Annotated in this window: 20 protein-coding genes and 1 tRNA gene; 7 read left to right on the top strand and 14 right to left on the bottom strand. The window is 61.1% G+C overall.

The features are described from left to right. Positions 1–45 precede the first annotated feature (45 nt). The 6 genes from BFL40_RS22070 to ptsP all read right to left on the bottom strand — a co-directional run bounded on the left by BFL40_RS22070 (position 46) and on the right by ptsP (position 8,843). Complete coding sequence (locus BFL40_RS22070; protein WP_071485918.1) at positions 46–999, bottom strand: FecR family protein; 954 nt, start codon at positions 997–999, stop codon at positions 46–48. After that, positions 996–1,514 carry a sigma-70 family RNA polymerase sigma factor gene (locus BFL40_RS22065; protein WP_071485917.1) on the bottom strand — a complete coding sequence of 173 codons (519 nt, stop codon included), beginning with the start codon at positions 1,512–1,514 and terminating at the stop codon, positions 996–998. The genes BFL40_RS22070 and BFL40_RS22065 overlap by 4 nt, the downstream gene beginning before the upstream one ends. Positions 1,515–1,668: 154 nt before the next feature. Beyond that, a complete protein-coding gene (locus tag BFL40_RS22060; protein ID WP_071485916.1) occupies positions 1,669–3,210 on the bottom strand; it encodes an alkaline phosphatase D family protein in 1,542 nt (513 codons plus the stop codon). 102 nt (positions 3,211–3,312) lie between these two features. After that, positions 3,313–5,031: a PTS fructose-like transporter subunit IIB gene (locus tag BFL40_RS22055; protein WP_071485915.1), complete on the bottom strand. Its 1,719-nt coding sequence runs from the start codon at positions 5,029–5,031 to the stop codon at positions 3,313–3,315. Between the two features lie 14 nt (positions 5,032–5,045). After that, entirely contained in the window at positions 5,046–5,984 is a 939-nt protein-coding gene (gene pfkB, locus BFL40_RS22050; RefSeq protein ID WP_071485914.1) for a 1-phosphofructokinase, read from the bottom strand. Further along, positions 5,985–8,843 (bottom strand): phosphoenolpyruvate--protein phosphotransferase, encoded by a 2,859-nt coding sequence (ptsP, locus tag BFL40_RS22045; RefSeq protein WP_071485913.1) that lies wholly within the window; start codon positions 8,841–8,843, stop codon positions 5,985–5,987. It abuts the gene before it with no gap. A 294-nt stretch (positions 8,844–9,137) separates the two neighbouring features. Between ptsP and cra the strand changes: the two genes are divergently transcribed. Continuing rightward, positions 9,138–10,133, top strand: a complete 996-nt coding sequence (cra, locus tag BFL40_RS22040; RefSeq protein WP_071485912.1) for a catabolite repressor/activator — start codon at positions 9,138–9,140, stop codon at positions 10,131–10,133. Between the two features lie 2 nt (positions 10,134–10,135). After that, complete coding sequence (locus BFL40_RS22035) at positions 10,136–10,912, top strand: TatD family hydrolase (RefSeq protein WP_071485911.1); 777 nt, start codon at positions 10,136–10,138, stop codon at positions 10,910–10,912. Positions 10,913–10,923: 11 nt separating this feature from the next. Here BFL40_RS22035 and BFL40_RS34655 read toward each other — a convergent pair whose 3' ends face one another. The 4 genes from BFL40_RS34655 to BFL40_RS22015 form a co-directional block, all read right to left on the bottom strand. Then, positions 10,924–11,628 carry a methyl-accepting chemotaxis protein gene (locus BFL40_RS34655; protein ID WP_408003982.1) on the bottom strand — a complete coding sequence of 235 codons (705 nt, stop codon included), beginning with the start codon at positions 11,626–11,628 and terminating at the stop codon, positions 10,924–10,926. 1,478 nt (positions 11,629–13,106) lie between these two features. After that, complete coding sequence (gene ampE, locus BFL40_RS22025; RefSeq protein WP_071485909.1) at positions 13,107–13,943, bottom strand: regulatory signaling modulator protein AmpE; 837 nt, start codon at positions 13,941–13,943, stop codon at positions 13,107–13,109. Further along, complete coding sequence (gene ampD / locus BFL40_RS22020; RefSeq protein ID WP_071485908.1) at positions 13,940–14,503, bottom strand: 1,6-anhydro-N-acetylmuramyl-L-alanine amidase AmpD; 564 nt, start codon at positions 14,501–14,503, stop codon at positions 13,940–13,942. The genes ampE and ampD overlap by 4 nt, the downstream gene beginning before the upstream one ends. Before the next feature lie 61 nt (positions 14,504–14,564). Next, the gene (locus tag BFL40_RS22015) at positions 14,565–16,721 is read right to left on the bottom strand and encodes a DUF1631 domain-containing protein (protein ID WP_071485907.1); all 2,157 of its coding nucleotides are present in this window, start codon (positions 16,719–16,721) and stop codon (positions 14,565–14,567) included. A gap of 246 nt (positions 16,722–16,967) precedes the next feature. On the opposite strand from BFL40_RS22015, the gene nadC reads away from it, so the two are divergent. Then, on the top strand, positions 16,968–17,816 hold the full coding sequence (gene nadC / locus BFL40_RS22010; RefSeq protein WP_071485906.1) for a carboxylating nicotinate-nucleotide diphosphorylase: 849 nt from the start codon (positions 16,968–16,970) through the stop codon (positions 17,814–17,816). Positions 17,817–17,858: 42 nt separating this feature from the next. Here the strand turns inward: nadC and BFL40_RS22005 are convergent, their stop codons facing one another. The 3 genes from BFL40_RS22005 to BFL40_RS21995 form a co-directional block, all read right to left on the bottom strand. Next, on the bottom strand, positions 17,859–18,164 hold the full coding sequence (locus BFL40_RS22005) for a DUF6388 family protein (RefSeq protein ID WP_071485905.1): 306 nt from the start codon (positions 18,162–18,164) through the stop codon (positions 17,859–17,861). 151 nt (positions 18,165–18,315) lie between these two features. After that, positions 18,316–18,388: transfer RNA gene (locus BFL40_RS22000), tRNA-Thr, on the bottom strand. Positions 18,389–18,452: 64 nt separating this feature from the next. Beyond that, a complete protein-coding gene (locus BFL40_RS21995) occupies positions 18,453–18,866 on the bottom strand; it encodes a pilin (RefSeq protein ID WP_071485904.1) in 414 nt (137 codons plus the stop codon). Positions 18,867–19,069: 203 nt separating this feature from the next. Between BFL40_RS21995 and BFL40_RS21990 the strand changes: the two genes are divergently transcribed. Genes BFL40_RS21990 through yacG form a run of 4 tightly spaced genes read left to right on the top strand, consistent with a single transcriptional unit; the run spans position 19,070 to position 21,958 of the window. After that, on the top strand, positions 19,070–20,278 hold the full coding sequence (locus BFL40_RS21990; RefSeq protein WP_071485903.1) for a type II secretion system F family protein: 1,209 nt from the start codon (positions 19,070–19,072) through the stop codon (positions 20,276–20,278). Then, positions 20,275–21,141 (top strand): prepilin peptidase, encoded by an 867-nt coding sequence (locus BFL40_RS21985; RefSeq protein ID WP_071485902.1) that lies wholly within the window; start codon positions 20,275–20,277, stop codon positions 21,139–21,141. Before BFL40_RS21990 ends, BFL40_RS21985 begins: the two co-directional genes overlap by 4 nt. Then, a complete protein-coding gene (coaE, locus tag BFL40_RS21980; RefSeq protein ID WP_071485901.1) occupies positions 21,138–21,761 on the top strand; it encodes a dephospho-CoA kinase in 624 nt (207 codons plus the stop codon). Before BFL40_RS21985 ends, coaE begins: the two co-directional genes overlap by 4 nt. Continuing rightward, positions 21,758–21,958 carry a DNA gyrase inhibitor YacG gene (gene yacG / locus BFL40_RS21975; protein ID WP_003188437.1) on the top strand — a complete coding sequence of 67 codons (201 nt, stop codon included), beginning with the start codon at positions 21,758–21,760 and terminating at the stop codon, positions 21,956–21,958. Before coaE ends, yacG begins: the two co-directional genes overlap by 4 nt. Here the strand turns inward: yacG and BFL40_RS21970 are convergent. Next, the gene (locus BFL40_RS21970) at positions 21,955–22,170 is read right to left on the bottom strand and encodes a hypothetical protein (protein ID WP_003171680.1); all 216 of its coding nucleotides are present in this window, start codon (positions 22,168–22,170) and stop codon (positions 21,955–21,957) included. The genes yacG and BFL40_RS21970 overlap by 4 nt on opposite strands. Positions 22,171–22,233 lie beyond the last annotated feature (63 nt).

Below are 22,233 nucleotides of genomic sequence, written 5' to 3'. Positions count from 1 at the left end.
AGGCCATGACGGGTGAGAACGCAGAAGGGACAGTGACCGCCGAATTTATTTTTCCGCCTTGACCAGCACCAGCCAGCCGGTAAAGCGTTGCACGCGGATCGGCAGGTTGGTCTGCAACGCGGCAAGGGCGGCGTCGCTGTTGCCCAGCGGGAACGAACCCGACACCCGCAGCCCCGCCAGCGCCTGGCGATCGTAATGCAGGACACCACGGCGATAGCGGGCTAACTCATCAAGCACTTCCAGCAGCGGCCGGTCATCGACCTTCAGCACGCCGCGCGTCCAGCTCGCCGGGTCGGCGTTGCCGATGGTTTGCGGGCCGTCGACATGGTCGCCGTACAGCGTCGCCTGTTGCCCGGCCGCCACCCGTGCCGGGGTGCTTGATGACTTCGCTGGTTGCGCAGCGATGGCGGATTCGAGCACGGTGACACGGGTCTGGCCGTCTTCACGGCGAACCAGGAAACGCGTACCCAAGGCGGTGACCGTGCCCTGCTCGGTGCGAACCACAAACGGCCGCTGCGGGTCCTTGGCCACTTCCACCCACAGCTCGCCGCGTCGCAGGTCGATCAGGCGGCGTTGGCCGTCAAACTCGATGTCGACGGCTGAGTCACTGTTGAGCTGCAACCGGCTGCGGTCTTCCAAAATCAATGTACGCCGCTCGCCCACGTCAGTGCGCTGGTCGGCCAGCCAAACCGGCGCCTGACGCATGCCCTGCCAGGCCACGGTCGCCGCGATCAAGACCACCAGCGCCGCGCCCAATCGAGCAGAACGCTTCGGCGCCAACACCCGCTCCAGCGTCTTGCGCGAACGGGAAGCCGGCAAGCCGTCAAACCGCCCCCAGAGAATTTCCAGCCGCGACATCGCCAGCGCGTGCCCCGGGTCAGCCCCGCGCCAGGCCTCGCACGCTTGGCGCTGACTCTCGTTGGCCTCACCGGAATGCAGCAGTGACAGCCACTGTGCGGCGGCGGCAACGTTTTCGGGGGTGGGTTCGCTGGGGTTCATGGGTTCACATACAACAAGGTGTAGCAATGCACCATGACCTGGGCGATGTACTGCTTGATCATGCTTTTCGAGACGCCCAAATGCTCGGCGATTTCGTCGTGGGTCCAGCCGTCCAGGCGATTGAGCAGAAAGGCGCGCCGAGGCTTTTCCGCCAGCCCTTCCAGCAGGCGAGCGACCGACTCCAACAGTTCAAGGATCTGGTGCAGTGCCTCAGGGCTGATAGCGGCTGCATCGGCACTTTCGTGGGCCAGCACTGCGAGGTAAGCGCGCTCCAACTTGCGTCGACGTTCGCCATCGATCAGCAGGCGGATCGCCGTGGTGGTGAGAAACGCACGGGGTTCTTGCAGGCGCTCGGGCTCGGCCAGGGTCAGTAGACGGATGAACGTGTCTTGGGCCAAATCCGCCGCGCGCTGGGAACAACCGAGTTTTTTACGCAGCCAATTGTGCAGCCAGCCATGGTGGTCGCTGTAGAGCAAACCGAGCAGGCGGTTGCGCGGGGATTCGAGCAACGGCATCTCAGGGATGGGACCGCAGAAGGTGGGCTGGCATGGGGGCATCCTGAAGGGGGTGAACCTACATGAATGCGAATATATTTCATTTGGTAACAAGTGTCACTAAGCCGTACTGACTTGCGATGTACGGCTTTAGATCTGCTTCCCCCACCCCTTTTCAGACTGGTTGCAGCTTCTGCTCAAACACCGACACGCCGTCGAGATCGCGCAGGACCACCGTCAACTCCGTCGTCTGCCCGTCAATCTGCACCTCGCCGAAAAACTGAAACCCGGCAAACGGCGAGCTGTTCTGCACCGCGGGCGCCTTCTGGAAAACCACCTCGGGGCCGAACGTCTTATCCAATTGATTAGGCCCGAAACTCCCCGCATTCAGGGGACCGGCGACAAACTCCCAGAACGGTTCGAAATCCTGGAACGCCGCACGATCCGGGTGGTAGTGATGCGCCGCGCAGTAGTGCACATCTGCCGTCAACCACACGTGATTACGTACCTTCTGAGCCCGCAGAAACCCCAGCAACTCGGCGATCTCCAACTCGCGGCCTTGCGCCGGGCCAGGGTCGCCGTTGGCGATGGCCTCCCAACGCGGCACGCCGGGGCTGACCTCACCGTCGGGCACGCCGAGGCCGATGGGCATGTCGGCGGCGATCACTTTCCATTGAGCCTGAGAGGCCTTGAGTTCGCGCTTGAGCCAGTCCAGTTGCTCACGACCCATAAAGGCTTTTTCGCCACCCAGATTGTCATCGTTGGCGCCGCGATAGCTGCGCATATCCAACACGAATACATCCAGCAATGGGCCGTAACTGAGCTTGCGATAAATCCGCCCGCCGCCGTCGGCGCTTTGCCTGCGCATCGGTGAATATTCCAGCCAGGCCTGGCGTGCGCGGCCGACCAGCGTGTTGATGTCCTTAGTCTGGTAACGCTCATCCAATTGCTTGCTCGGGGACCAGTTGTTGACCACCTCGTGATCGTCCCACTGCCAGATCTGCGGTACTTCGGCATTGAAGCGGCGCACATTTTCGTCGAGCAGGTTGTAGCGGTAATTGCCGCGATACTCATCAAGGGTTTCGGCGACTTTGCTCTTGGCTTCGGTGGTGATATTGCGCCAGATGCGCCCACCTTCAGTCGCAAGCTGCGCGGGCACCGGGCCGTCGGCGTAGATGGTGTCGCCGCTGTGGATAAAGAAGTCCGGCAGGCGCAGACGCATGGCTTCGTAGATGCGCATACCGCCGATGTCGGGGTTGATGCCAAAACCTTGGCCGACGGTGTCGCCACTCCACACAAAACGAATATCACGCCGCTGCTGCGGCACGCTGCGCAGGTGGCCGAACCACGGCTCGCTGGCGACACCGGTCTGGGCATCTTCAAAATGCACGCGGTAGAAAATCGCCTGGTCGGCGGGCAACCCGGTGAGTTCGACACGGGCAGTAAAGTCGCTGCGGTTGTCGGCCAGGGGCGAGATGAATTTGCGCGGGTTGCTGAACACGCTGCGGGTGTCCCATTCCACCACCATCCGCGCCGCGCGGTCGCTGCGGCTCCAGATCATCGCACGGTCGCCAAGCAAGTCGCCGGACTGCACGCCATCGGTGAGTTGCGGTCGGTCTTTCACCGAAGCGATCACCGCCGGGGCCAGGCCCGGCAGCAACAGGCCGGCGCCGACGACTTGCATCACGCGGCGACGGCCGAGATCGAAGTGGCTCATGCAGGTTCCCTCTTGAGCATCAAAAGGGAAACTTAAACACGGACGGATGAAGCCCATGTGACACCGATCTACAACCCAATGGAGATCAAATGTGGGAGCTCATCAGGCTTTGGCAGAGGTGACCGCCAGCTCAACCGCGTCCGGGCGCTTGATCAGCGCATACACCACACCGGTCAGCAGGCTACCGGCGGCGATCGCCAGCAAGTACAGCAGCGCATGGTTCATTGCATTCGGGATCACCAACACAAACAAGCCACCGTGGGGCGCCGCCAGTTTGCAACCGAAGTACATCGACAGCGCACCCGCCAGCGCACCGCCGGCGATGCTGGCCGGGATCACTCGCAGCGGGTCCTTGGCGGCAAACGGAATCGCGCCTTCGGAGATAAAGCACATGCCGAGAATCATCGCGGCCTTGCCCGCCTCGCGCTCAGTCTGGGCGAACTTGCGTCGCGCCAGGAAGGTGGCGATGCCCATGCCAATCGGCGGCACCATACCGGCGGCCATTGTCGCGGCCATCGGCGCACCGCTGGACGCCGCCAGCAAGCCGACCGAAAACGCATACGCCGCCTTATTGATCGGCCCGCCCAAATCAACGCACATCATGCCGCCCAGCAAGATACCCAGCAGCACCGCGTTGGTGGTGCCCATGGTGCTGAGGAAGTCAGTCAGGCCGGTGAGCAGCCGCGCGACCGGTGGGCCCACCAGGTAGATCATCACCAGCCCCGTGATCAGGCTCGCCAGCAACGGGATGATCAGAATGGGCTTAAGCGCCTCCAGGCTTTGCGGCAACTGCACCGCGCGGGTGATCAGTTTGACGCAGTAACCCGCGAGAAAACCGGCGAGGATGCCGCCGATAAACCCCGCCCCCAAGGTACCCGCCAACAACCCGCCGATCATGCCGGGAGCAATACCGGGACGGTCGGCAATCGAGTACGCGATGTAGCCCGCCAGCAGCGGCACCATCAGCATAAAGGCCTGGTCGCCGACGGTTTTGAGTGCCGCCGCCAATGTGCCTTTTTCTTCAAAGGCATGAATACCGAACACGAATGACAAGGCGATCAGCAACCCGCCCGCCACCACCATCGGCAGCATGAACGACACACCGGTGAGCAAGTGTTTGTAGACGCCGGTTTTTTCCTTCTTGGCCACCGCACCGCTGGCGGCGCTTTCCACCGCGCCCTCAGCCAGAGCCTTGTTGAGGGTCGCCTCGGATTGCTTGAGGGCGATACCGGTGCCGCAACGGTAAATCTTCTTGCCGGCGAAGCGCTCGGTGGCGACTTCGATATCGGCCGCCAGCAAGACCACGTCGGCATTCGCGATGGCTTGCGGGCTTAGCGGCGTGCGTGCGCCCACCGAGCCTTGGGTCTCGACCTGCAAGTCATAGCCCAGGCGCTTGGCGGTCTGCTGCAAGGCTTCAGCGGCCATAAAGGTGTGCGCAACCCCGGTTGGGCACGCGGTAATCGCGACAATACGCGGCGCATTTTTTGGCGTTTCAACCGCTGCGCCGGCGACGTGTACCTGAGCTTCTTCGACACCCCGACGCAAGACGGCTTCGACATCCGCCAGCGCCTGGGCAGGCGTACTCTGGAATACGCGCTTGCCGACAAACCGCTGCATATCCACCGGCGTGCTGCTGACCAGCAACACCCATTCGGCATCATCGAGTGTGGCCTGGGACAACTGGCGTTCCGGGTGTTGCACATCCACCACTTCAACACTGGTGCTCCAGCCTTGGCGTTGCGCGGCAGCGTCCAGCAAGCGGGCGCACAGCACACTGGTGACCATGCCGTTCGGGCAGGCGGTAACAATGGCTAACTTCATCACAAACCCTCTTATTATTCTGTCAGCGCGCGCACATGAACGCCGCTTTCGAGACGCGCCAACTGCGCGTCATCGCTGATGCCGAAACCGATTTGCGTCACCGCCATGGCGGCAATGGCCGTGGCGCGGCGCAGGGTGGTGTCCGGCACATCGAAACTGAGCAAACCGTGGAGCATCCCGGCCAGCAGCGAGTCACCCGCGCCCACCGTGCTGGCGACGCTGACCTTGGGCGGCGTGGCATGCAGCGCCGTGCCTGGGCTGAACCAGTTCACGCCGTCAGCACCGTGTGAGACCACCACATGCTCGACGCCTTGAGCGTGCAAACGCTCTGCGGCCTGGACCTGTTGCGCGATGGAATCGGTTGGGCAATCGAGGGCTTCAGCGAGTTCTTCGGTGTTGGGTTTGACCAGCCACGGACCGGCCTTCAAGCCTGCGCGCAATGCTTCGCCGCTGGTGTCCAGGGCGACTTTCAAACCGAGGCTCTTGAGCAGCGCCAACACCCCCTGGAACCACTGCGCGCTGACGCCACGCGGCAAGCTGCCGGCGACCACGACAGCATCATGACCAGGAGCAATCCGGGTCAGTTGATCGAGCAACGCCTGCTGCGCGTGCTCACTGACCAACGGCCCTGGTGCATTGACGTCGGTGACCCGGCCGTCCTGCTCGGCGATCTTGATATTGCTGCGGGTTTCGCCGGGCACGCGAATGAACGCATCGACAAACCCACGCCGCGCAATCAGCGCCTCAAACGCTTGCGGGTTGTCCTCACCGAGAAAGCCCCCCACGGTCACGTGATGGCCGAGATCCGCCAACACCTGGGCAACGTTCACGCCCTTGCCGGCGGCATGGGTGAGCATCGCTTCGCTGCGGTTGACTTCACCCGGTTCCAGGCGCACCAGGCGTACCGTAAGGTCCAACGCCGGGTTCAGCGTCAGGGTCAAAATCCTTGCCATTTACACGGTCTCCACAAGGGCACGCACTTCGGCGGGCGAACCCACCGCCAGTGCTTTTTGCGCCAGGCCCTGGGCCTCGCTCAGACTGAATTCACGTACCCGCGCCTTCACTTCAGGAATGCTGCGGGCCGACACGCTCAACTCATCCACACCCAGGCCGATCAACACCGGCACCGCCAGCGGGTCCGCCGCCAATTCGCCGCACACCCCGACCCATTTGCCATGGGCATGGGCGGCGCGCACGGTGATGTCGATCAGTTGCAACACCGCTGGGTGCAGCCCATCGGCCTGGGCCGACAGCGTCGGGTGGCCACGGTCGATGGCCAGGGTGTACTGGGTCAGGTCGTTGGTGCCGACGCTGAAAAAGTCGACTTCCTTGGCAAGTACCGGCGCGAGCAATGCAGCGGAAGGCACTTCGATCATGATCCCCAGTTGCAAGTCCGCCACCGGGATTTCCAGGCGCAGGCGCTCGGTCATATCGCGGGCCGCGCGCCATTCATCAACGCTGCCGACCATAGGAAACATGATGCGCAGCGGCCGGTTATCCGCCGAGCGCAACAGTGCGCGTAATTGCGCCTCCATGATCTGCGGACGTTGCAACGTGAGGCGAATACCGCGCACGCCGAGGAAGGGGTTTTCTTCCTGGGCAATCGGCCAATACGGCAGCGGTTTGTCGCCGCCCACATCGAGGGTGCGCACCACCAGCGGGCGACCGCCGAGACCATCGAGTACACGGCGATATTCGGCTTCCTGGGTGGCTTCATCCGGCGCTTGCGGGTGGGCCATGAAAATCAGTTCGGTGCGCAACAGGCCGATACCTTCGGCGCCCTGCTCTACCGCACTGGCAACGCCGGCGCTTTCGCCGATATTGGCGAACACTTCCACCGCATGGCCGTCGCGGGTCAGTGCCGGCTGGTGACGCTGGGCCGAGGCGGCTTGCAGACGTTGCTCGCGCGTGTCGCGTTCGACGGTGGCGCGTTGCAGGGTGGCGGCGTCGGGAGCGACATGCAGGCGACCGCGCTGGCCGTCGAGCAACAGCGGCGTGCCGGAGGCCAGCAGCAGTACCGCAGGACCTGCGCCCACCAGCGCCGGAATGCCGAGGGCTCGGGCGACGATGGCGCTGTGGGCTGTGGCACCGCCACGGGCGGTGAGGATGCCGGCGACACGAGTCGGGTCGAGGCGCGCAACATCGGATGGGCCCACTTCATCCATCACCAGAATGTAGGGTTCGCTCGGCTCCTGGGCGGTTTCGATGCCACACAGTTGCGCCAGCACACGGCGACCGATATCCCGCAGGTCGGCGGCGCGCTCGGCGAGCAAGGCATCCTGCAACGACTCCTGCTGCTTGGCGGCGGCTTCGATCACGCTCATCCACGCGGCTTCGGCGCTCTCGCCTTGCTTGAGGCGCGTGTCGACTTCATCGGTCAGTTCCGGGTCGTCGAGCATTTCCTGGTGAGTGATAAAAATCTCGCGGATGGCTTTGGACTGGCTGCGTTCGATCAGCCCCTGAATATCACGACGCACGTCGGCCAGGGCGTCCTGCAGGCGCTGGCGCTCAATGGCCGAGGACTCGCCGCGCAGTGGGTAATCGAACACTTGCTGAATCTGGATATGCGCAGGGCCGACCGCGATACCCGGCGCGGCAGCGATGGCCTGGATCTGGCTGCCTGTTGGGGGCGCGCTGAGCACCGGCTCGAGTTCGAGGGCAACGGGTTGAGCGCTTATGGTCGGCAGCGGCTCGACCTCTTCACCGAGACCGTCTTCTACGGCCGCGAGCAATGCGGGCAATGCATCGCCGGCAATCGTCGGCTCAGCGACAAACTCCAACACCTGGCCGCGCCGGGCGCCGAGGCTCAGCAACTTGCTCAGGCTTTTTACCGACACGGCGCCCACCGGGCCATCGACGATACGTACGCGGATGTCGCCTTCAAAGCTTTTCGCCAATTGCGCGAGGATCTTCGCCGGGCGCGCATGCAGACCGTGGGCGTTCGCCAGGGCAATGCGTGCGCTCGGCCAGTCCGGGGGCAGTTCGCCGCCGAGGACTTCCAGCACGGCACGACTGCTGGTAGCGCGGCCCAATTCCTGGCCGCGACCTTCAATCAGCAAAGCACACAGGCGTTCGAGCAAGCTTTGGTGAGCTTCACCAAGGCTGGCCAGGCAGAACAGACCGTTAAGGGGTTGGCCGAGGTAGCGCATGGGCTTGTCCGGGGTCACGAACGCCAGGCCCGGACGTTTTACGGTCTGCTCGCTGTGCAACCACCACAGGCCATCGCCCAGGGGCAACGCGTCAACTTGCTGCAGCACGGCGGCGAAACCATTGCTCACGCAGTCAGCCTGACGCAACAGGCGTGCACCTCGCCAGACCAGCTCTTCAAAATCATCAGCAGACACACCCAGGCTGATCATCTGGGCATCCAGCGCCAGTTCCTGCGGCGCGCCTTGCAACAGCTTCAGCAAAGCTTCGGCGGAACCGGCACGGCGCAGCGCCTGGCCCAGATCGGTTTCACCGAGGGCACGGGTCAGCAGTTGCAACAAACGCAGGTGTTCATCAGATTTGGCGGCAATGCCGATGGCCAGGTAGACGATCTGGCCGTCGCCCCAATCCACCCCTTCGGGGAACTGCAGCAGGCGCACGCCGGTGGAAAATACCTGATCGCGGGTTTCGGGAGTGCCGTGGGGTATCGCGATGCCTTGGCCGAGAAAGGTCGAGCCTTGGGCTTCACGGGCCTGCAAGCCACTGAGGTAGCCCTCGGCGACCAGGCCATCGGCCACCAGTTTGTCAGCGAGCACGTGCAAGGCAGCAGATTTATCCACAGCCACCTGGCCCATGGAAATCTGCTCTACAGTGAGCTCAAGCATGCCGTTCTCCTAGTTAGTGCGATGGGCGCACTAGGTATTGTTTTGAATAAATCAGCGTAGCGGTGTTCAAAAATAACTGACTGAGTGGTCAATTGGCAGTAGCCACTACGTCGCTAACTTCGTAAAAATACGCTGGCTGAAACGTTTAATCTAGAATTTATGGCAGATTACGCGTTAATTTTGCAAGCTTGAAGGACCACTCGGCACTCGAGCTTGGCCATTAGTCGTGTGCTGGAATCGGTTACGATTGGACAAAGTGTCGGGGCAAGCTCTAAAAAACAAGGAAATCCCGGTTTGAAACTCAGTGATATCGCACGTCTGGCCGGTGTGTCCGTGACCACCGCCAGCTATGTCATCAATGGCAAGGCCGAACAGCAACGCATCAGCAACGCAACCGTCGAGCGGGTGCGTGCAGTGGTCGAGGCCCATGGCTTTACCCCCAACCCCCAGGCGGCCGGGCTGCGCAGTCGGCATACGCGCACCTTGGGTTTCATCCTGCCGGACCTGGAAAACCCCAGTTACGCACGTATCGCCAAGCTGTTGGAGCAAGGCGCACGGGCACGCGGCTATCAGTTGCTGATCGCGAGTTCCGACGATGAGGCAGGCAGCGAACGCCAACTGCTGCAATTGTTTCGCGCCCGGCGCTGCGACGCGTTGTTCGTCGCCAGTTGCCTGCCGGCCAGCGATGACAGCTACCGCGAGCTGCAAGCCAAGGGCCTGCCGGTGATTGCCATCGACAGGGTGATGGAGCCGGGGCAGTTCTGCTCGGTGGTCAGCGACGACCGTCAAGCCTGCCAGCAACTGACCAGCAGCCTGCTGCAACCGTTGCCCAAGCAAATCGTATTGATCGGTGCGCGGCCCGAACTGAGCATCAGCCAGGAACGCACCGCCGGTTTTCGTGAAGCGTTGCGGGACTTCAAGGGCGAAGTGCTGATCGAACAAGGCGAGGCCTTCAGCCGTGACTGTGGCCGCCAGTTGATGGAACAGCTCCTGCACCGCCTGGGGCATTTGCCTGACGCGTTGGTGACCACTTCCTACGTGCTGCTGCAAGGCGTGTTTGACGCGCTGCACGACTTCCCGCTCAAGTCACGGCCGCTGCGCCTGGGCACCTTCGGTGACACCCAGTTGCTGGATTTCCTGCCGCTGCCGGTCAACGCCATGGCCCAACAACATCAACTGATCGCCGACACCGCCCTGCGCCTGGCCCTTGCCGCAATTGAAGAAGAGCAGTATCAGCCCGGCGTGCACGCCATCGGCCGCACGTTCAAGCAGCGCATTCACGAGGCCTGAGCGTGGAGCTGATCGACACCCATACGCACCTGGACTTCCCGGATTTCGATACTGATCGCCGGGAAGTCCTCGCGCACAGCCGCCAACTCGGGGTGCAGCGCATGGTGGTGTTGGGGGTGTATCAGCAAAATTGGCAACGGCTGTGGGATCTGGTGCAGGAGGATGAAGGCTTGTTCGCCGCCTTCGGTCTGCATCCGGTGTATCTCGATGAGCATCGCCCCGCCGACCTGACAGAGCTCGGCGATTGGTTGGCCCGCCTGAACGGTCACCGGCAGCTGTGCGCAGTCGGCGAGATCGGCCTGGACTACTTCCTCGAACACCTGGATCGCGAACGTCAGCAAAGCCTGTTTGAAGCCCAACTGAAACTCGCTGTGGACTTCCAGCTGCCGGCCCTGCTGCACGTGCGCCGCAGCCACGCGGCGGTGATCGCCACCCTCAAGCGCATTCGCTTGCCACGGGGCGGCATCATCCATGCGTTCGCCGGCAGCTCAGAGGAGGCCCGCGAGTACATCAAGCTCGGTTTCAAACTGGGCCTGGGTGGTGCAGCCACCTGGCCCCAGGCGCTGCGCATGCACAAGGTGCTCGCTCAACTGCCGCTTGAGGCCGTGGTGCTGGAAACCGATTCGCCGGATATGGCACCCGCCATGTACCCCGGCCAGCGCAACAGCCCGCAACACCTGCCGGACATCTGCACCGCGTTGGCCGAACACATGGGCATCAGCCCCTCATTGCTGGCCGAGACGAGCACACGCAATGCGTGCGAGTTGTTCAAGTGGTAGACGCGCCCGCCCTACACCCGAAACGCCCCGATCAGTTGCTTCAACTCAATGACCTGTATCGATAGTTGCCGGCTGGCAGCCTCGGTCTGATAAGCCCCCTGAGCCGCATGCTCACCCGCACGGTTGATTTCGACGATATTCTGGTCGATATCGTGGGCGACTGCGGTTTGCTGCTCCACGGCAGCGGCAATCTGCTGGTTCTGATCGACGATCATACCGACGGCACCGAGGATGTTTTCCAGGGCCTGCTGGACTTTTTCCGACTGCCCCACGGTGCCACTGGCCATTGCATGGCTGGTGCCCATGGCCTTCACCGCCGCGCCAACACCACTGTGCAATCGGCTGATCATCTGTTCGATTTCTTCGGTGGAGCGCTGGGTACGCCGGGCCAGGGTGCGCACCTCATCCGCCACCACCGCGAACCCACGCCCCTGCTCACCGGCACGCGCGGCCTCAATGGCGGCGTTGAGCGCCAGCAGGTTGGTTTGCTCGGCGATGCTCTTGATGACCTCCAATACGCTGCTGATGGACTGGCTGTCGGTAGCCAATTGGTTGATGACCCGCACCGACTCATCAATCTCCGACGCCAGGCGCGCGATGCTGCCTTGCTGGGATTGCACCAGGCCGCGACCGCTGACGGTTTCATCGTTGACGCTATGGGCGCTGCTGACCGCCGCCGCTGCACTGCGCGCCACTTCCAGGGCCGTGGAAGACATCTGGTTCATGGCCGTCGCTACCTGTTCAATCTGGCTGCGCTGACCGGAAACCGCCTGATTGCTTTGAGCCGAGACAGCTTCCACCTGGCCGGCTTGCAGCTCGACCTGGCTGACGGTGTGCCCGACACGTTCGATCAGGTCGTGGATTTTCGCCACGGTGCCATTGAACACCTGACCCAAATCCCCCAGCTCATCGCGGCTGTGAGCAACAAAGGTGACCGTCATGTCGCCGGCCGCCACTTTGTCCATCATCGCCCCCAGACGTCGCAAGGTGGTGCGGGTCGAGGCGTAGAAACCGGCGTACAAATAGAAGATCAGCAAAAACACCGCTGTCAGGGCAAAGACCAGCACCAGCATGTGCGTGCGGTTTTGTGTCAGACGTTGTTCCAACTGCTGCCCGAGAAATGTCAGGGTGGCTTCATCGAGTTGGTACGTCTGGGCCATTAACTGGCTGACGTCGTCGTAGAAAGCCTGCCACGGCGCGTCGAGGGTTTCTGCCATAACCACCCGTTCTTCAAACAACTCACTGCTTTGCTTGAGGCTGGCACCGCTGGCCTTTGCCAGGCCATCGAGCGCGGCGTGCGCGGCTTTGCTGGCGCCTAGCGCATCCTGCAACTTCAAGCCGTATTCAGCCTGGAGTTTCTCCAACTGCTGCTGCAGCTCTTCAAAGCGCGTACTGGAGGACGAATTGAGAAAGCCTTGACCCAGGGAGTACGCGCCCATTGCCCGCCCCTCCCCCAGGGTTTGGGTCACTTGTGGCGTAACGCTGGTGACCAGCTCGCTGAGTTGGCGTAAATCGCTTTGGGAGTCACGGCTCAAGCCGGATTGGCTGGCGATGATCTGACTGAGCATCTGGGCCTTGTTGAGCAATTTGCCGATCAGCGCACTTTTGCTCAGCAGCGAGGTTTCCTGTTGCTGGGCCTTGAACGCGGTAATCAACTCGTCGCGCTTGCTGTCAAAGGCGGTGATTTGCTCAGGATCGGTGGCCATGGCGTTGAGGCCTTGCAGGCGGCTCAGCACGCTCTGCTCCAAGGCACTGATTTTGCCTTCGAGGTCACCGGCCTTGCCGGATTGGCCGAGGGTCGCGTTAATCTGTACCTGGTTGTTGAGGGTTTCCAGATCGCGGCGCAGGGCCAGGCTGCTGCCGAGCAGGTCGAGGCTTTGCAGCTCAATGCGAGTGCCCTGGAATTCACGCCAGGAATCGCGCACCAGGAAATAGTTGGTCACCAACATCGGCAGTAGGAACAGCACGCTGATCAGGCTGAATTTCATGCCGAAACTCAGGCGATTCATCAGCGCGACGGCGGGATAGAGCAAGCTCTTCACAGACGAACTCCCTTTCTATTATTTTTATTGAGGCGCAGGGCGACGGCAGATAGCCACTATTTTGTGCTCTGCCTGTATAGCTCAATTCGAAAGGGAGTTTTGTAACGTAAGGTTAACGGCAGAGGCGACTGATGCACCCCTGCCGAAATGTTTCAGGGCAGCACGGTCCAGATAGCAAACCCGGCATACCACAGCACTGCTGCGCGCAGCAGCAGTTCCCACAGACGATCCAGGCTGTTGATACCGTCGACACCCACCACCGGCGGTGGAATTTCAGCAGCCACCAAGCCGACTTTTTCCACCAGTTGTGCCGCACTGATGTCCCAACTCAACAGTTCATGGAGCATCACACGGCTGACCGCGACAAAGTTACCCACCAGGGCAAAACTCGCCGCCAGCAGACGCACCGGCAGCCAGTCAAACGCGTGGCGCAATTGCCCGGCGCGCTCGGCCACCAGGGGATTCTGGCTGTGCTCGCTGGCCAACGCCAACAGGCGATAGGCCAGGGCCGCCACAGGCCCCAACAGGAAGTACCAGAAAATCACGGCGAAAAAGCTTTGGTAGGCCTGCCACAGGAGATGGCCTTGGACGCGCTCCAGCAATTGCTCGCCACTGTCGGCCGCAATCTTCAGGTCGCGTTCGGCCACATGTTCGGCAGCCTGCAGGTCACCGCGCCGCCACGCATCGCGAAACGGCCCAAGTCCCGCTAACAAATCGCCACGGCCCAGGCTGTAAATTACCACCAGCAAGTGCACCGGCAGCGCCAAGAGACCATAAGCCACGGGCTCCAGCACCAGAAGCAACAGCGCCAGCAAGGCCACCGGCAACAGCACCAGCAGCACAAGAATCAGCCAGGGCTGCTTGCCCATCCGCGGGCTCGATTCCAACTTGGCCAGCTCACGCAACCATCCTCCGTCGCGCTGCAACCGCAGGCGCAGGGCCGAGAATTTCTCGATCCAGACCGCCAACACCAACACCAGAAAACTCATCGTGCGTGTCCTCCATCCTGCAGGGCGCTGCGAAAGCGCGTCCAATCAAAAGCCGGGCCCGGGTCAGTCTTGCGCCCCGGAGCGATATCACTGTGACCACAAATACGCTGACGGGTAATGCCCGGGTAGGCCGCCAGCAATTGGCGTGTCAGCTCGATCAGCGACGTATATTGAGCATCGGTAAACGGTAGCTCATCCGTCCCTTCCAACTCGATCCCCAGGGAAAAGTCATTGCAGACTTCTCGCCCCTCGAAGCTGGAAACCCCGGCATGCCAAGCGCGATCCAGGCACGACACAAATTGCGTCACTGTGCCGTCGCGCTCAATCAGAAAATGCGCAGACACCCGTAGGTCGGCAATGCCTTCAAAGTAGGGGTGTTCCGTGACATCCAGGCGATTCTGGAAAAACTCCTGCACCTTACCCGTGGCGAACTGCGCCGGTGGCAAGCTGATGTTATGCACCACCAACAGTGAGATTTCGCCTGTGGGGCGCTCGTTGAAGTTGGGTGAAGGGCAATGACGGATGCCCCTGCACCAACCGCTGGTGGGGTCCAACTGCATACAGGTTCCTTGAATGAAACGAGGTGTGACCAGTATGCCGTGTTCAGCCCTGCGGTTGCGATCACTTGCCGCGATTGAGTTGACGCAAGTTGCCAATCACGCACGCCAGCGCGCGGTCGAACAGCAACCCGTCGTCCAAGGTCCGCAGCGCACCACGCCTGAATGCCACGGCCAATTGGCCAGCACTTCTTTCCAACACCTTGAGCCCTGTGCGGCCGACAAAAATATAGGTATTGGCTGGCGCCATGACCGCCGCCAGCTTGCATCGCAGGGTAGTGGCTTCGTCGTGCTGGAACTCAAACCAGCTGCCAATCCGCATCTGGTAGGCCTTGAGCAGGTCAGGGTCATCGCTTGGCAGGCTTTCAGTTGAATCAGGCAGTCCGGAACTGAGAACAAAGGGCTCACGCACCTCGATCAATGCATCGATACCCTCGCCTTCAAATGATTGAACATGCATGGCCTGCAACCGGACGAAAAACTCACGGGTGCTGGAAGGATCAAATGCTGCGTTGGTCAGGCCGTCTCGCAACGTTTTGAGCAGTCCGGGCAGTTGCTCCAACAGATGCCGGCCTGCCTCGGTATCTTTCTGCAGGCCTACGCTCCAGATCAACTCGTCCATGGCGCGCAACCCCGCCTGCCACTGCACCGACTGTTCGCCGTGCTTGAGGCTGGCCAACAAGAGCACCTGGCTCCAGGCCTGCTGGAGAAATTGCACCACGGCCTGCGGCAATACCTTGCCCAGCAGCCGTCGATTGAGTACATCAGCCACGCGCTGACGAGCGGCTTCAGTGCGCACGCGCCCTACTTCGGCATCATAGGTGTGCTGCTCCAGCAGTTCGCTGCGGCGCCGTTCATCCGAGGTAAACGCCGTGAACTCCACCAAAAGCCGGGAAAAAATCGTCTGATCCTCAACGAAATCGTTGAGCAAACGCTGTACCACCTGCTCGATTCGCAAGTACAGGCTATCGATCTGGTAGTCATCGTGCGGGTTCCAGCCGATGGTGGCGGCCGCGATTTCATTGAGCAATCGCCGCGCAGGATGGCCGGTGCGACTAAAAAAACTCTTGTCCAGCACCGCGACTTTCAACAGCGGGATCTGCAAACGACCGATCAAGGCCTTGAAGGCGTCAGGCACGCTATGGTCATTGAGGATGAACTCGAACAACAGGGCAACCAGGTTGATCACATCTTCGTCGGCGTCTTCTACTACTCGGGATTTGCCACTCTTGACGCTGACCCGGGTCAACAGCTGTTCAAGCTGGTTACATAGGTCAAAATCATCTTCGGCCTCAGGCTCCGGCACGTATTGCTGCAGATGGGAGAGCAGACGCAGCAGGTCGCGGGCGGCAATGGGTTGCGGCTCGGCGCTGGCCTCCAGGGTAGGCGCCACGCTACCACGAACAACCGTCAGCAGTTCCTGCAGGGAGGCGAAGGCTTCCTGCCCATTCTCATCAAGCGGCTGATCGACGCTTGGCAGGCTGTCCTCACGCTGCTGCTCACGGGTCGCACGCCCGCCTGGGCGACGCGAAGGCACCGCTTTGAGCCCAGGCAAGACCCCAGTGGCAATCAGCAACTGGTTGGCTTCGCCGCACAGTTGGTCAGCGTCACTGAGTACGTATTTTTCAAAGAGCTTGAGCATGATCAGCTTGACGCGAATCTCCACCCCGAGACTGCGCCCCGCCCGCAGAAAAAACTCACAAAGCAATGCAGGCCCCAAGGGGTTATCGAGATCATCCAAGTGTTCACCCAGCAACGCACTCAAGCGTGCGGTCAACTGCCCCAGCACCAGGCCATCGCGATGTCGCACCCGCCCCAGCATTGCCTCCAGCGCTACCGCTTTTTCCAGATCATCACTGGACGTGCCGGACGCCGCCTCGTAGGACACCACCGGCACTAAATGCAGCTCACTACGCCGAGCCTGACCCAGGTTGGCGAAAGCGGCGAACAGTTGCTCCATGAACACGCGCTCGAAATTCTTGCGCTTGAGGCGCAAGTCGCGCATGGCCTCGAAAAAAATATGGTGATCGACGTTGCTGCGAGCCTTGTCGGCCATCTCGAACAGGGTGTCGTCGGCGTTATCGAACAACTCCTGCAAGCCTTGCTGCAACTGTTGTGCGGCCTTGTCGCGAACCTGCAGCAACACCACCGGCAAGCGCGCAAGCGGCGATGGCGTGGTCTGTGCCTTATTGATTGGCACCACCTTTCCGTCAATGTGCATCCTGGCCTCCTGAAACGGCGGTGTTGGGTTGGGGAAAGATCGGTTACAGGCCCAACTGGGCGCTGCAAGTATCCGGTCACCACCAGTACGTCAAAGCTATGACGCCAATTGCAAGGCGCAAGATTATCTTGCAAGTGAGTGCAGTTGCGCCAGCAAACTCTGCCATTGCGCGGTAAATGAGTAGGGAGTCTGGGTTCAGAGGCGCACTGCCCCTATAATCGAGGCACTTTGTTTGTGGAGCCTGTTATGCCGAATCTCCGTCTTGCCGACCTCACTGCCGAAATCGAAGCCAACGTGCGCCGCGCACTGCTGGAAGACATCGGCAGCGGCGACATCACTGCGCAGTTGATCCCGGCCGAACGGCTGGCCAAGGCCACGATCATCACCCGCGATGCAGCCGTTATCGCCGGTACAGCCTGGGTGGACGCGGTGTTCCGCCAACTCGATCCTCGGGTCGCGGTGCATTGGCAGGTGTCTGATGGTGAGCGCGTCAGCCCCAACCAGGTGCTGTTTCACCTCGAAGGTCCGGCACGTTCACTGCTTAGCGGTGAACGTTGCGCGCTGAACTTTCTGCAAATGCTGTCAGGCGTAGCAACCCGCGCCCAGTCCCTGGCGGACTTTGTCGCCAGTACTCAGGTCAAGCTGCTGGACACCCGAAAAACCCTGCCGGGCCTGCGTCTGGCACAGAAGTACGCGGTGACCTGCGGCGGTTGCCACAACCATCGCATCGGGTTGTACGACGCGTTCCTGATCAAGGAAAACCATATCGCTGCGTGTGGCGGTATTGCCCAGGCGATTACAGCCGCCCACAAGATCGCCCCGGGCAAGCCGGTGGAAATCGAAGTGGAAAGTTTGGCGGAACTACGCGAAGCACTGGCGGCGGGCGCCGATATCATCATGCTCGACGAGTTGAGCCTGGATGACATGCGTGAAGCCGTACGCCTGAACGACGGCAAGGCCAAGCTGGAAGCCAGCGGCGGGATCAACGAAAGCACCCTGCTGCCCATCGCGCAAACCGGCGTGGACTACATCTCCATCGGCGCAATGACCAAGGATGTGAAGGCGGTGGATTTGTCGATGCGGCTTAGTATCTGAGAAAGCTGAAGGAGCGAGCGTACTCGCTCCTTCCGTTGTGCCTCAGATCGCGAGATTGTTCATCCCGCAATACTCGTTCCAATCGACGCCCAGCACCTCGGCGGCCTCCTTGTGCAAAGCCAGGCGCGCCGCCTCGAACTCTTCGGGGCTGGAGGTGTACTTGAGGGTCAGCTCCCATGGCTGCAGGCCCTGGGCCTCGGCCTCATCCTCAAATGACCATTGGATCTGGTCCTTTTGATCATCGGCACTCAGGTCCTTGATCTCATCCAGCAGTTCCGGTGACTCCGCGACATACTTTTTGAGGGCTGCTTCGTGCCGCGCTTCCTGGGTCATTTCTTGTGTGGTCATGTTGTTCTCTTAGATCGAGGAATGGGGATGCATCTGGGTCATCAAGGTTGCGCAGATACAAAAGAGTGGGCACGGAATGCCGACTCATCTGGCCTTCAGAACCATTCTGGGATCATCTGAAAACGTTGCCTTTGAAACAGTGCTGCCTTTGTGCCCGAGACAGGAATCGAACCTGCGACCTTCGCGTTACGAGTGCGCTGCTCTACCGGCTGAGCTACACGGGCGGTGGGCTAAAGCTAGCACCGCATTGGGCATGCGGCAACTAACTCGCCTACCGCCCAGTTGCCGTTATGCGCCGTCGGCGCCGCAACCCTTGGCGACGTATTGCGCGTCAGCCGTGGTAGCACACTTCCAGCCCGTGGTGGCACTGCGCGTCAACGTGATGGTCTTGCCCAGCACAGGTGCCGGCGCATCGAGTATTTCACAACTGATAGAGCCCGCACCGGTGGCGATATCTCCTGCCACGTCGATCTTGCAGTTGGCGGTGGGACTGGTGCCGCCGATCAAGGCCAGGGTTGGTACGGTGCCCTGGTTGATGGTGTCTTCATAGCCGGCCTTCAACGCGGAGATTTCAGCTAACCCCGCCGTGAACTTGGCCTTGGCCTGGTGCTTGGTGTACATGGGCAAACCGATAGTGGCCAAAATGCCGATGATTGCCACGACGATCAATAACTCGATCAAGGTAAAGCCTTTCTGACGCATCACATTCACTCTCCAGAAATAGAACCCATAACAAGGCGCGTCCTGCGCCCTGCATTTTGCAGCGGCGCCAGTGTACTCATCCGCGAGCGGCCAAATGCGCACAAGACGCACAATCTGACATTTTATCGTTCACCACCCGCCTGTCCAAATCCGTCACCTGACTAAGCTATAAATCTTCCACTACCTGTGTGCGGAAACGTGACATGAATGACGCCTCAACGATCTACGCTTGGGAAGGCACCAACCGCAAAGGACGCAGGGTATCCGGGCAGACCGCCGGCAATAACCTTGCGTTGATCAAGGCGCAACTGCGCCAGCAAGGAATCTGCCCCAGCCGGGTACGCAAAAAGTCCTCACGCCTGCCAAGTTTCGCGCCGCCGATAAAGCCCGCCGATATTGCCCTGTTCACCCGCCAGTTGGCGACATTGCTCAGGGCTGGCATACCACTGTTGCAAGCCTTCGACATTATCCGTGAAGGCTTCGACAACCACCTGATGCGCGAACTGGTGAAGGGATTGAAACAGGAGATCGCCGCCGGCAATAACCTGACAACAGCGTTGCGCAAACAGCCGCGCTACTTCGATGACCTGTATTGCAACCTGATTGCCGCTGGCGAACAGGCCGGCGCCCTGGAAACCCTGTTGGAGCGAGTGGCGATTCATCTGGAAAAGAGCCAGCAGCTCAAGGCACGAATCAAGAAGGCCATGACCTACCCCATCGCAGTCATCGTGGTTGCGGGCCTGGTCAGTACGGTCCTGCTGATTTACGTGGTGCCGCAATTCCAGACCCTGTTTGCCGGGGTCGACGGCAAGTTGCCAAGCTTCACCTTGATTGTCATTGCCCTGTCCGAATTCCTGCAGCGCGCCTGGTGGATGGTCGCGCTAGGCGTGGGCGCGGCAATTGTCGGGCTGCGCCAGGCCTATCGACTGTCTCCTGGTTTTCGCCACTGGCTGGATGCAGGTTTGTTGAACGTCCCCCTGGCAGGCACACTGCTGAAAAAATCAGCCGTCGCCCGCTACGCCCGCACACTCTCGACGACCTTTGCAGCGGGCGTTCCGCTGGTGCAGGCTCTGGACTCCGTGGCGGGTGCGGCCGGCAATGGACTGTTCAAACAGGCGATCGAACATATGCGTCACGATGTATCAACAGGCATGCAGTTGAATCAATCCATGGCCAGCAGCGGTCTGTTTCCCGGCATGGCGATCCAGATGACGGCGATTGGGGAAGAGTCCGGCACCCTGGACCGCATGTTGGAGAAGGTCGCCAATCACTATGAGGCCGACGTGGAGAATCTGGTCGATAACCTCACCAGCCTGATGGAGCCACTGATCATGGTGATACTGGGAGGCATTGTCGGTGCCTTGGTCATCGCCATGTACCTGCCGGTCTTCCAACTGGGTACTGCATTTTGAGCCTGCTGCTGGGTGAACACCCCTGGCTCTTTGTCGGGATGGCACTGGTGTTGGGCCTGATCATCGGTAGCTTCCTCAATGTACTGGTGTGGCGCCTGCCGAAAATGCTCGAGCGGGAGTGGCGCGCCCAAGCCCAGGAAGTCCTCGGCCTACCGGCAGATCCCGCAGGCCCCACTTACAACCTTGCCCACCCCAACTCCTGCTGCCCGCATTGCAACCAGCCGATTCGCCCCTGGGAAAATATCCCCCTGCTCAGCTACGTCATGCTCAGGGGGCGCTGCGCACGCTGCCATGAGCGTATCAGCACCCGCTACCCGCTCACAGAACTGGCATGCGCGCTGACCTCAGCCCTGGTTGCCTGGCGCTTCGGCTTTGGCTGGGAAGCAGGTGCGGTGATGCTATTGAGCTGGGGCTTGCTGGCGATGAGCCTGATCGATGTGGATCACCAACTGTTGCCGGACGTATTGGTACTGCCACTGTTGTGGCTGGGGCTGATCGTTAACGGCTTTGATTTACTGGTGACCCTGCACGACGGCCTGTGGGGCGCGGTGATTGGGTATATGAGCCTGTGGACAGTGTTTTGGCTGTTCAAACTGGTCACCGGCAAGGACGGCATGGGCCATGGCGACTTCAAGCTTCTGGCACTGCTCGGCGCTTGGGGAGGCTGGCAGATTCTGCCGATGACGCTGCTGATGTCGTCGCTGCTCGGGGTACTGGCCGGCCTGATCCTGATGCGCTTGCGCGGGTCCCAGGCATCGACACCGATGCCATTTGGTCCATGTCTGGCGATTGCCGGCTGGATTGCATTGCTCTGGGGTGGTCAAATAAGCGACTTCTATTTGCAGTCTGTCGGTTTCAGATGACCACCTCTGTCGCAACACCCTGGATTCTTGGCCTCACCGGTGGCATCGGCAGCGGCAAAAGCGCTGCTGCCCAGCACTTTATTGACTTGGGCATTGACCTGGTCGATGCCGACCATGCCGCCCGCTGGGTGGTCGAGCCCGGCCGACCGGCACTGGCGCGCATCGCCGAACATTTCGGTGCCGGCGTGCTGCAGCCCGACGGCCAACTGGACCGCGCCGCGCTGCGCAAGCTGATCTTTGAAGTACCTGAAGAGCGCCGTTGGCTGGAAGCCTTGCTGCACCCATTGATTGGCGATGAGATTCGCAGCCACCTGGCCCGCGCCCGGTCGCCTTACGCGATCCTTGTGTCGCCGCTGCTGATCGAATCCGGCCAACACAGCATGACCCAGCGCGTCCTGGTGATCGACGTGCCGCAATCGCTACAGATTCAGCGTACCCTGCAGCGCGATGGCATCAGCGAACAACAGGTGCAGGCGATTCTGAAGGCCCAGTCCAGCCGCGAAGACCGCCTGAACCATGCCGATGACGTGCTGGTCAATGACAAGGACCTCGCCTGGCTGCACAGCGAGGTCGAGCGACTGCACCACTTTTACCTTACTTTGCGTGGAGGCCGATCATGAGCCAACCCTTGACCGTCGACTGCCCAACCTGCGGCGCACCCGTGGAATGGAAAGCGACCAACCTCAACCGACCGTTCTGCTCGGACCGTTGCAAACTCATCGACCTGGGCGCCTGGGCCGCTGAAGAACACAAGATCCCGGTGGCCCCGGATGCCGAAGACGAGCTGTTTTCCGAAGACCTGCCGCCGCGCCACTAAGGGCGCATAAAAGCGTATTCCTGCTGGTCGTCGAGGTTCTCTGCAAGGTATTGCAGTTCGTCGGCCAAGTCTTCAAAACTGCGCACGCCCTTGCTCTGCTGCACCACCGCACTGAGCATGGCACGCAGGGTCAAGCCGGGGTCAAAACCGATTTCCTGTGCTGCGTCCTGGCTTCTGCGCAACTCCTGCCGTGCCCACTCATACACACTCATGATCCAAGCTCCTGGAAGAATTTCGCAGAGCATGGGCCTGCGCGGCTGCCCAGTATTTGATCT

The organism is Pseudomonas costantinii, assembly GCF_001870435.1.
GTDB lineage: Bacteria > Pseudomonadota > Gammaproteobacteria > Pseudomonadales > Pseudomonadaceae > Aquipseudomonas > Aquipseudomonas costantinii.
Note: the sequence above shows the minus strand (reverse complement) of the source record. Positions and strands in the feature narration are given on the sequence as shown.

Coding starts and splice junctions, on each gene's coding strand:
- BFL40_RS22070 (WP_071485918.1), bottom strand. CDS start 999: ATGAACCCCAGCGAACCCACCCCCGAAAACGTTGCCGCCGCCGCACAG.
- BFL40_RS22065 (WP_071485917.1), bottom strand. CDS start 1,514: ATGCCGTTGCTCGAATCCCCGCGCAACCGCCTGCTCGGTTTGCTCTAC.
- BFL40_RS22060 (WP_071485916.1), bottom strand. CDS start 3,210: ATGAGCCACTTCGATCTCGGCCGTCGCCGCGTGATGCAAGTCGTCGGC.
- BFL40_RS22055 (WP_071485915.1), bottom strand. CDS start 5,031: ATGAAGTTAGCCATTGTTACCGCCTGCCCGAACGGCATGGTCACCAGT.
- pfkB (WP_071485914.1), bottom strand. CDS start 5,984: ATGGCAAGGATTTTGACCCTGACGCTGAACCCGGCGTTGGACCTTACG.
- ptsP (WP_071485913.1), bottom strand. CDS start 8,843: ATGCTTGAGCTCACTGTAGAGCAGATTTCCATGGGCCAGGTGGCTGTG.
- BFL40_RS34655 (WP_408003982.1), bottom strand. CDS start 11,628: ATGTCTTCCACGGCCCTGGAAGTGGCGCGCAGTGCAGCGGCGGCGGTC.
- ampE (WP_071485909.1), bottom strand. CDS start 13,943: ATGAGTTTTCTGGTGTTGGTGTTGGCGGTCTGGATCGAGAAATTCTCG.
- ampD (WP_071485908.1), bottom strand. CDS start 14,503: ATGCAGTTGGACCCCACCAGCGGTTGGTGCAGGGGCATCCGTCATTGC.
- BFL40_RS22015 (WP_071485907.1), bottom strand. CDS start 16,721: ATGCACATTGACGGAAAGGTGGTGCCAATCAATAAGGCACAGACCACG.
- nadC (WP_071485906.1), top strand. CDS start 16,968: ATGCCGAATCTCCGTCTTGCCGACCTCACTGCCGAAATCGAAGCCAAC.
- BFL40_RS22005 (WP_071485905.1), bottom strand. CDS start 18,164: ATGACCACACAAGAAATGACCCAGGAAGCGCGGCACGAAGCAGCCCTC.
- BFL40_RS21995 (WP_071485904.1), bottom strand. CDS start 18,866: ATGCGTCAGAAAGGCTTTACCTTGATCGAGTTATTGATCGTCGTGGCA.
- BFL40_RS21990 (WP_071485903.1), top strand. CDS start 19,070: ATGAATGACGCCTCAACGATCTACGCTTGGGAAGGCACCAACCGCAAA.
- coaE (WP_071485901.1), top strand. CDS start 21,138: ATGACCACCTCTGTCGCAACACCCTGGATTCTTGGCCTCACCGGTGGC.
- yacG (WP_003188437.1), top strand. CDS start 21,758: ATGAGCCAACCCTTGACCGTCGACTGCCCAACCTGCGGCGCACCCGTG.
- BFL40_RS21970 (WP_003171680.1), bottom strand. CDS start 22,170: ATGAGTGTGTATGAGTGGGCACGGCAGGAGTTGCGCAGAAGCCAGGAC.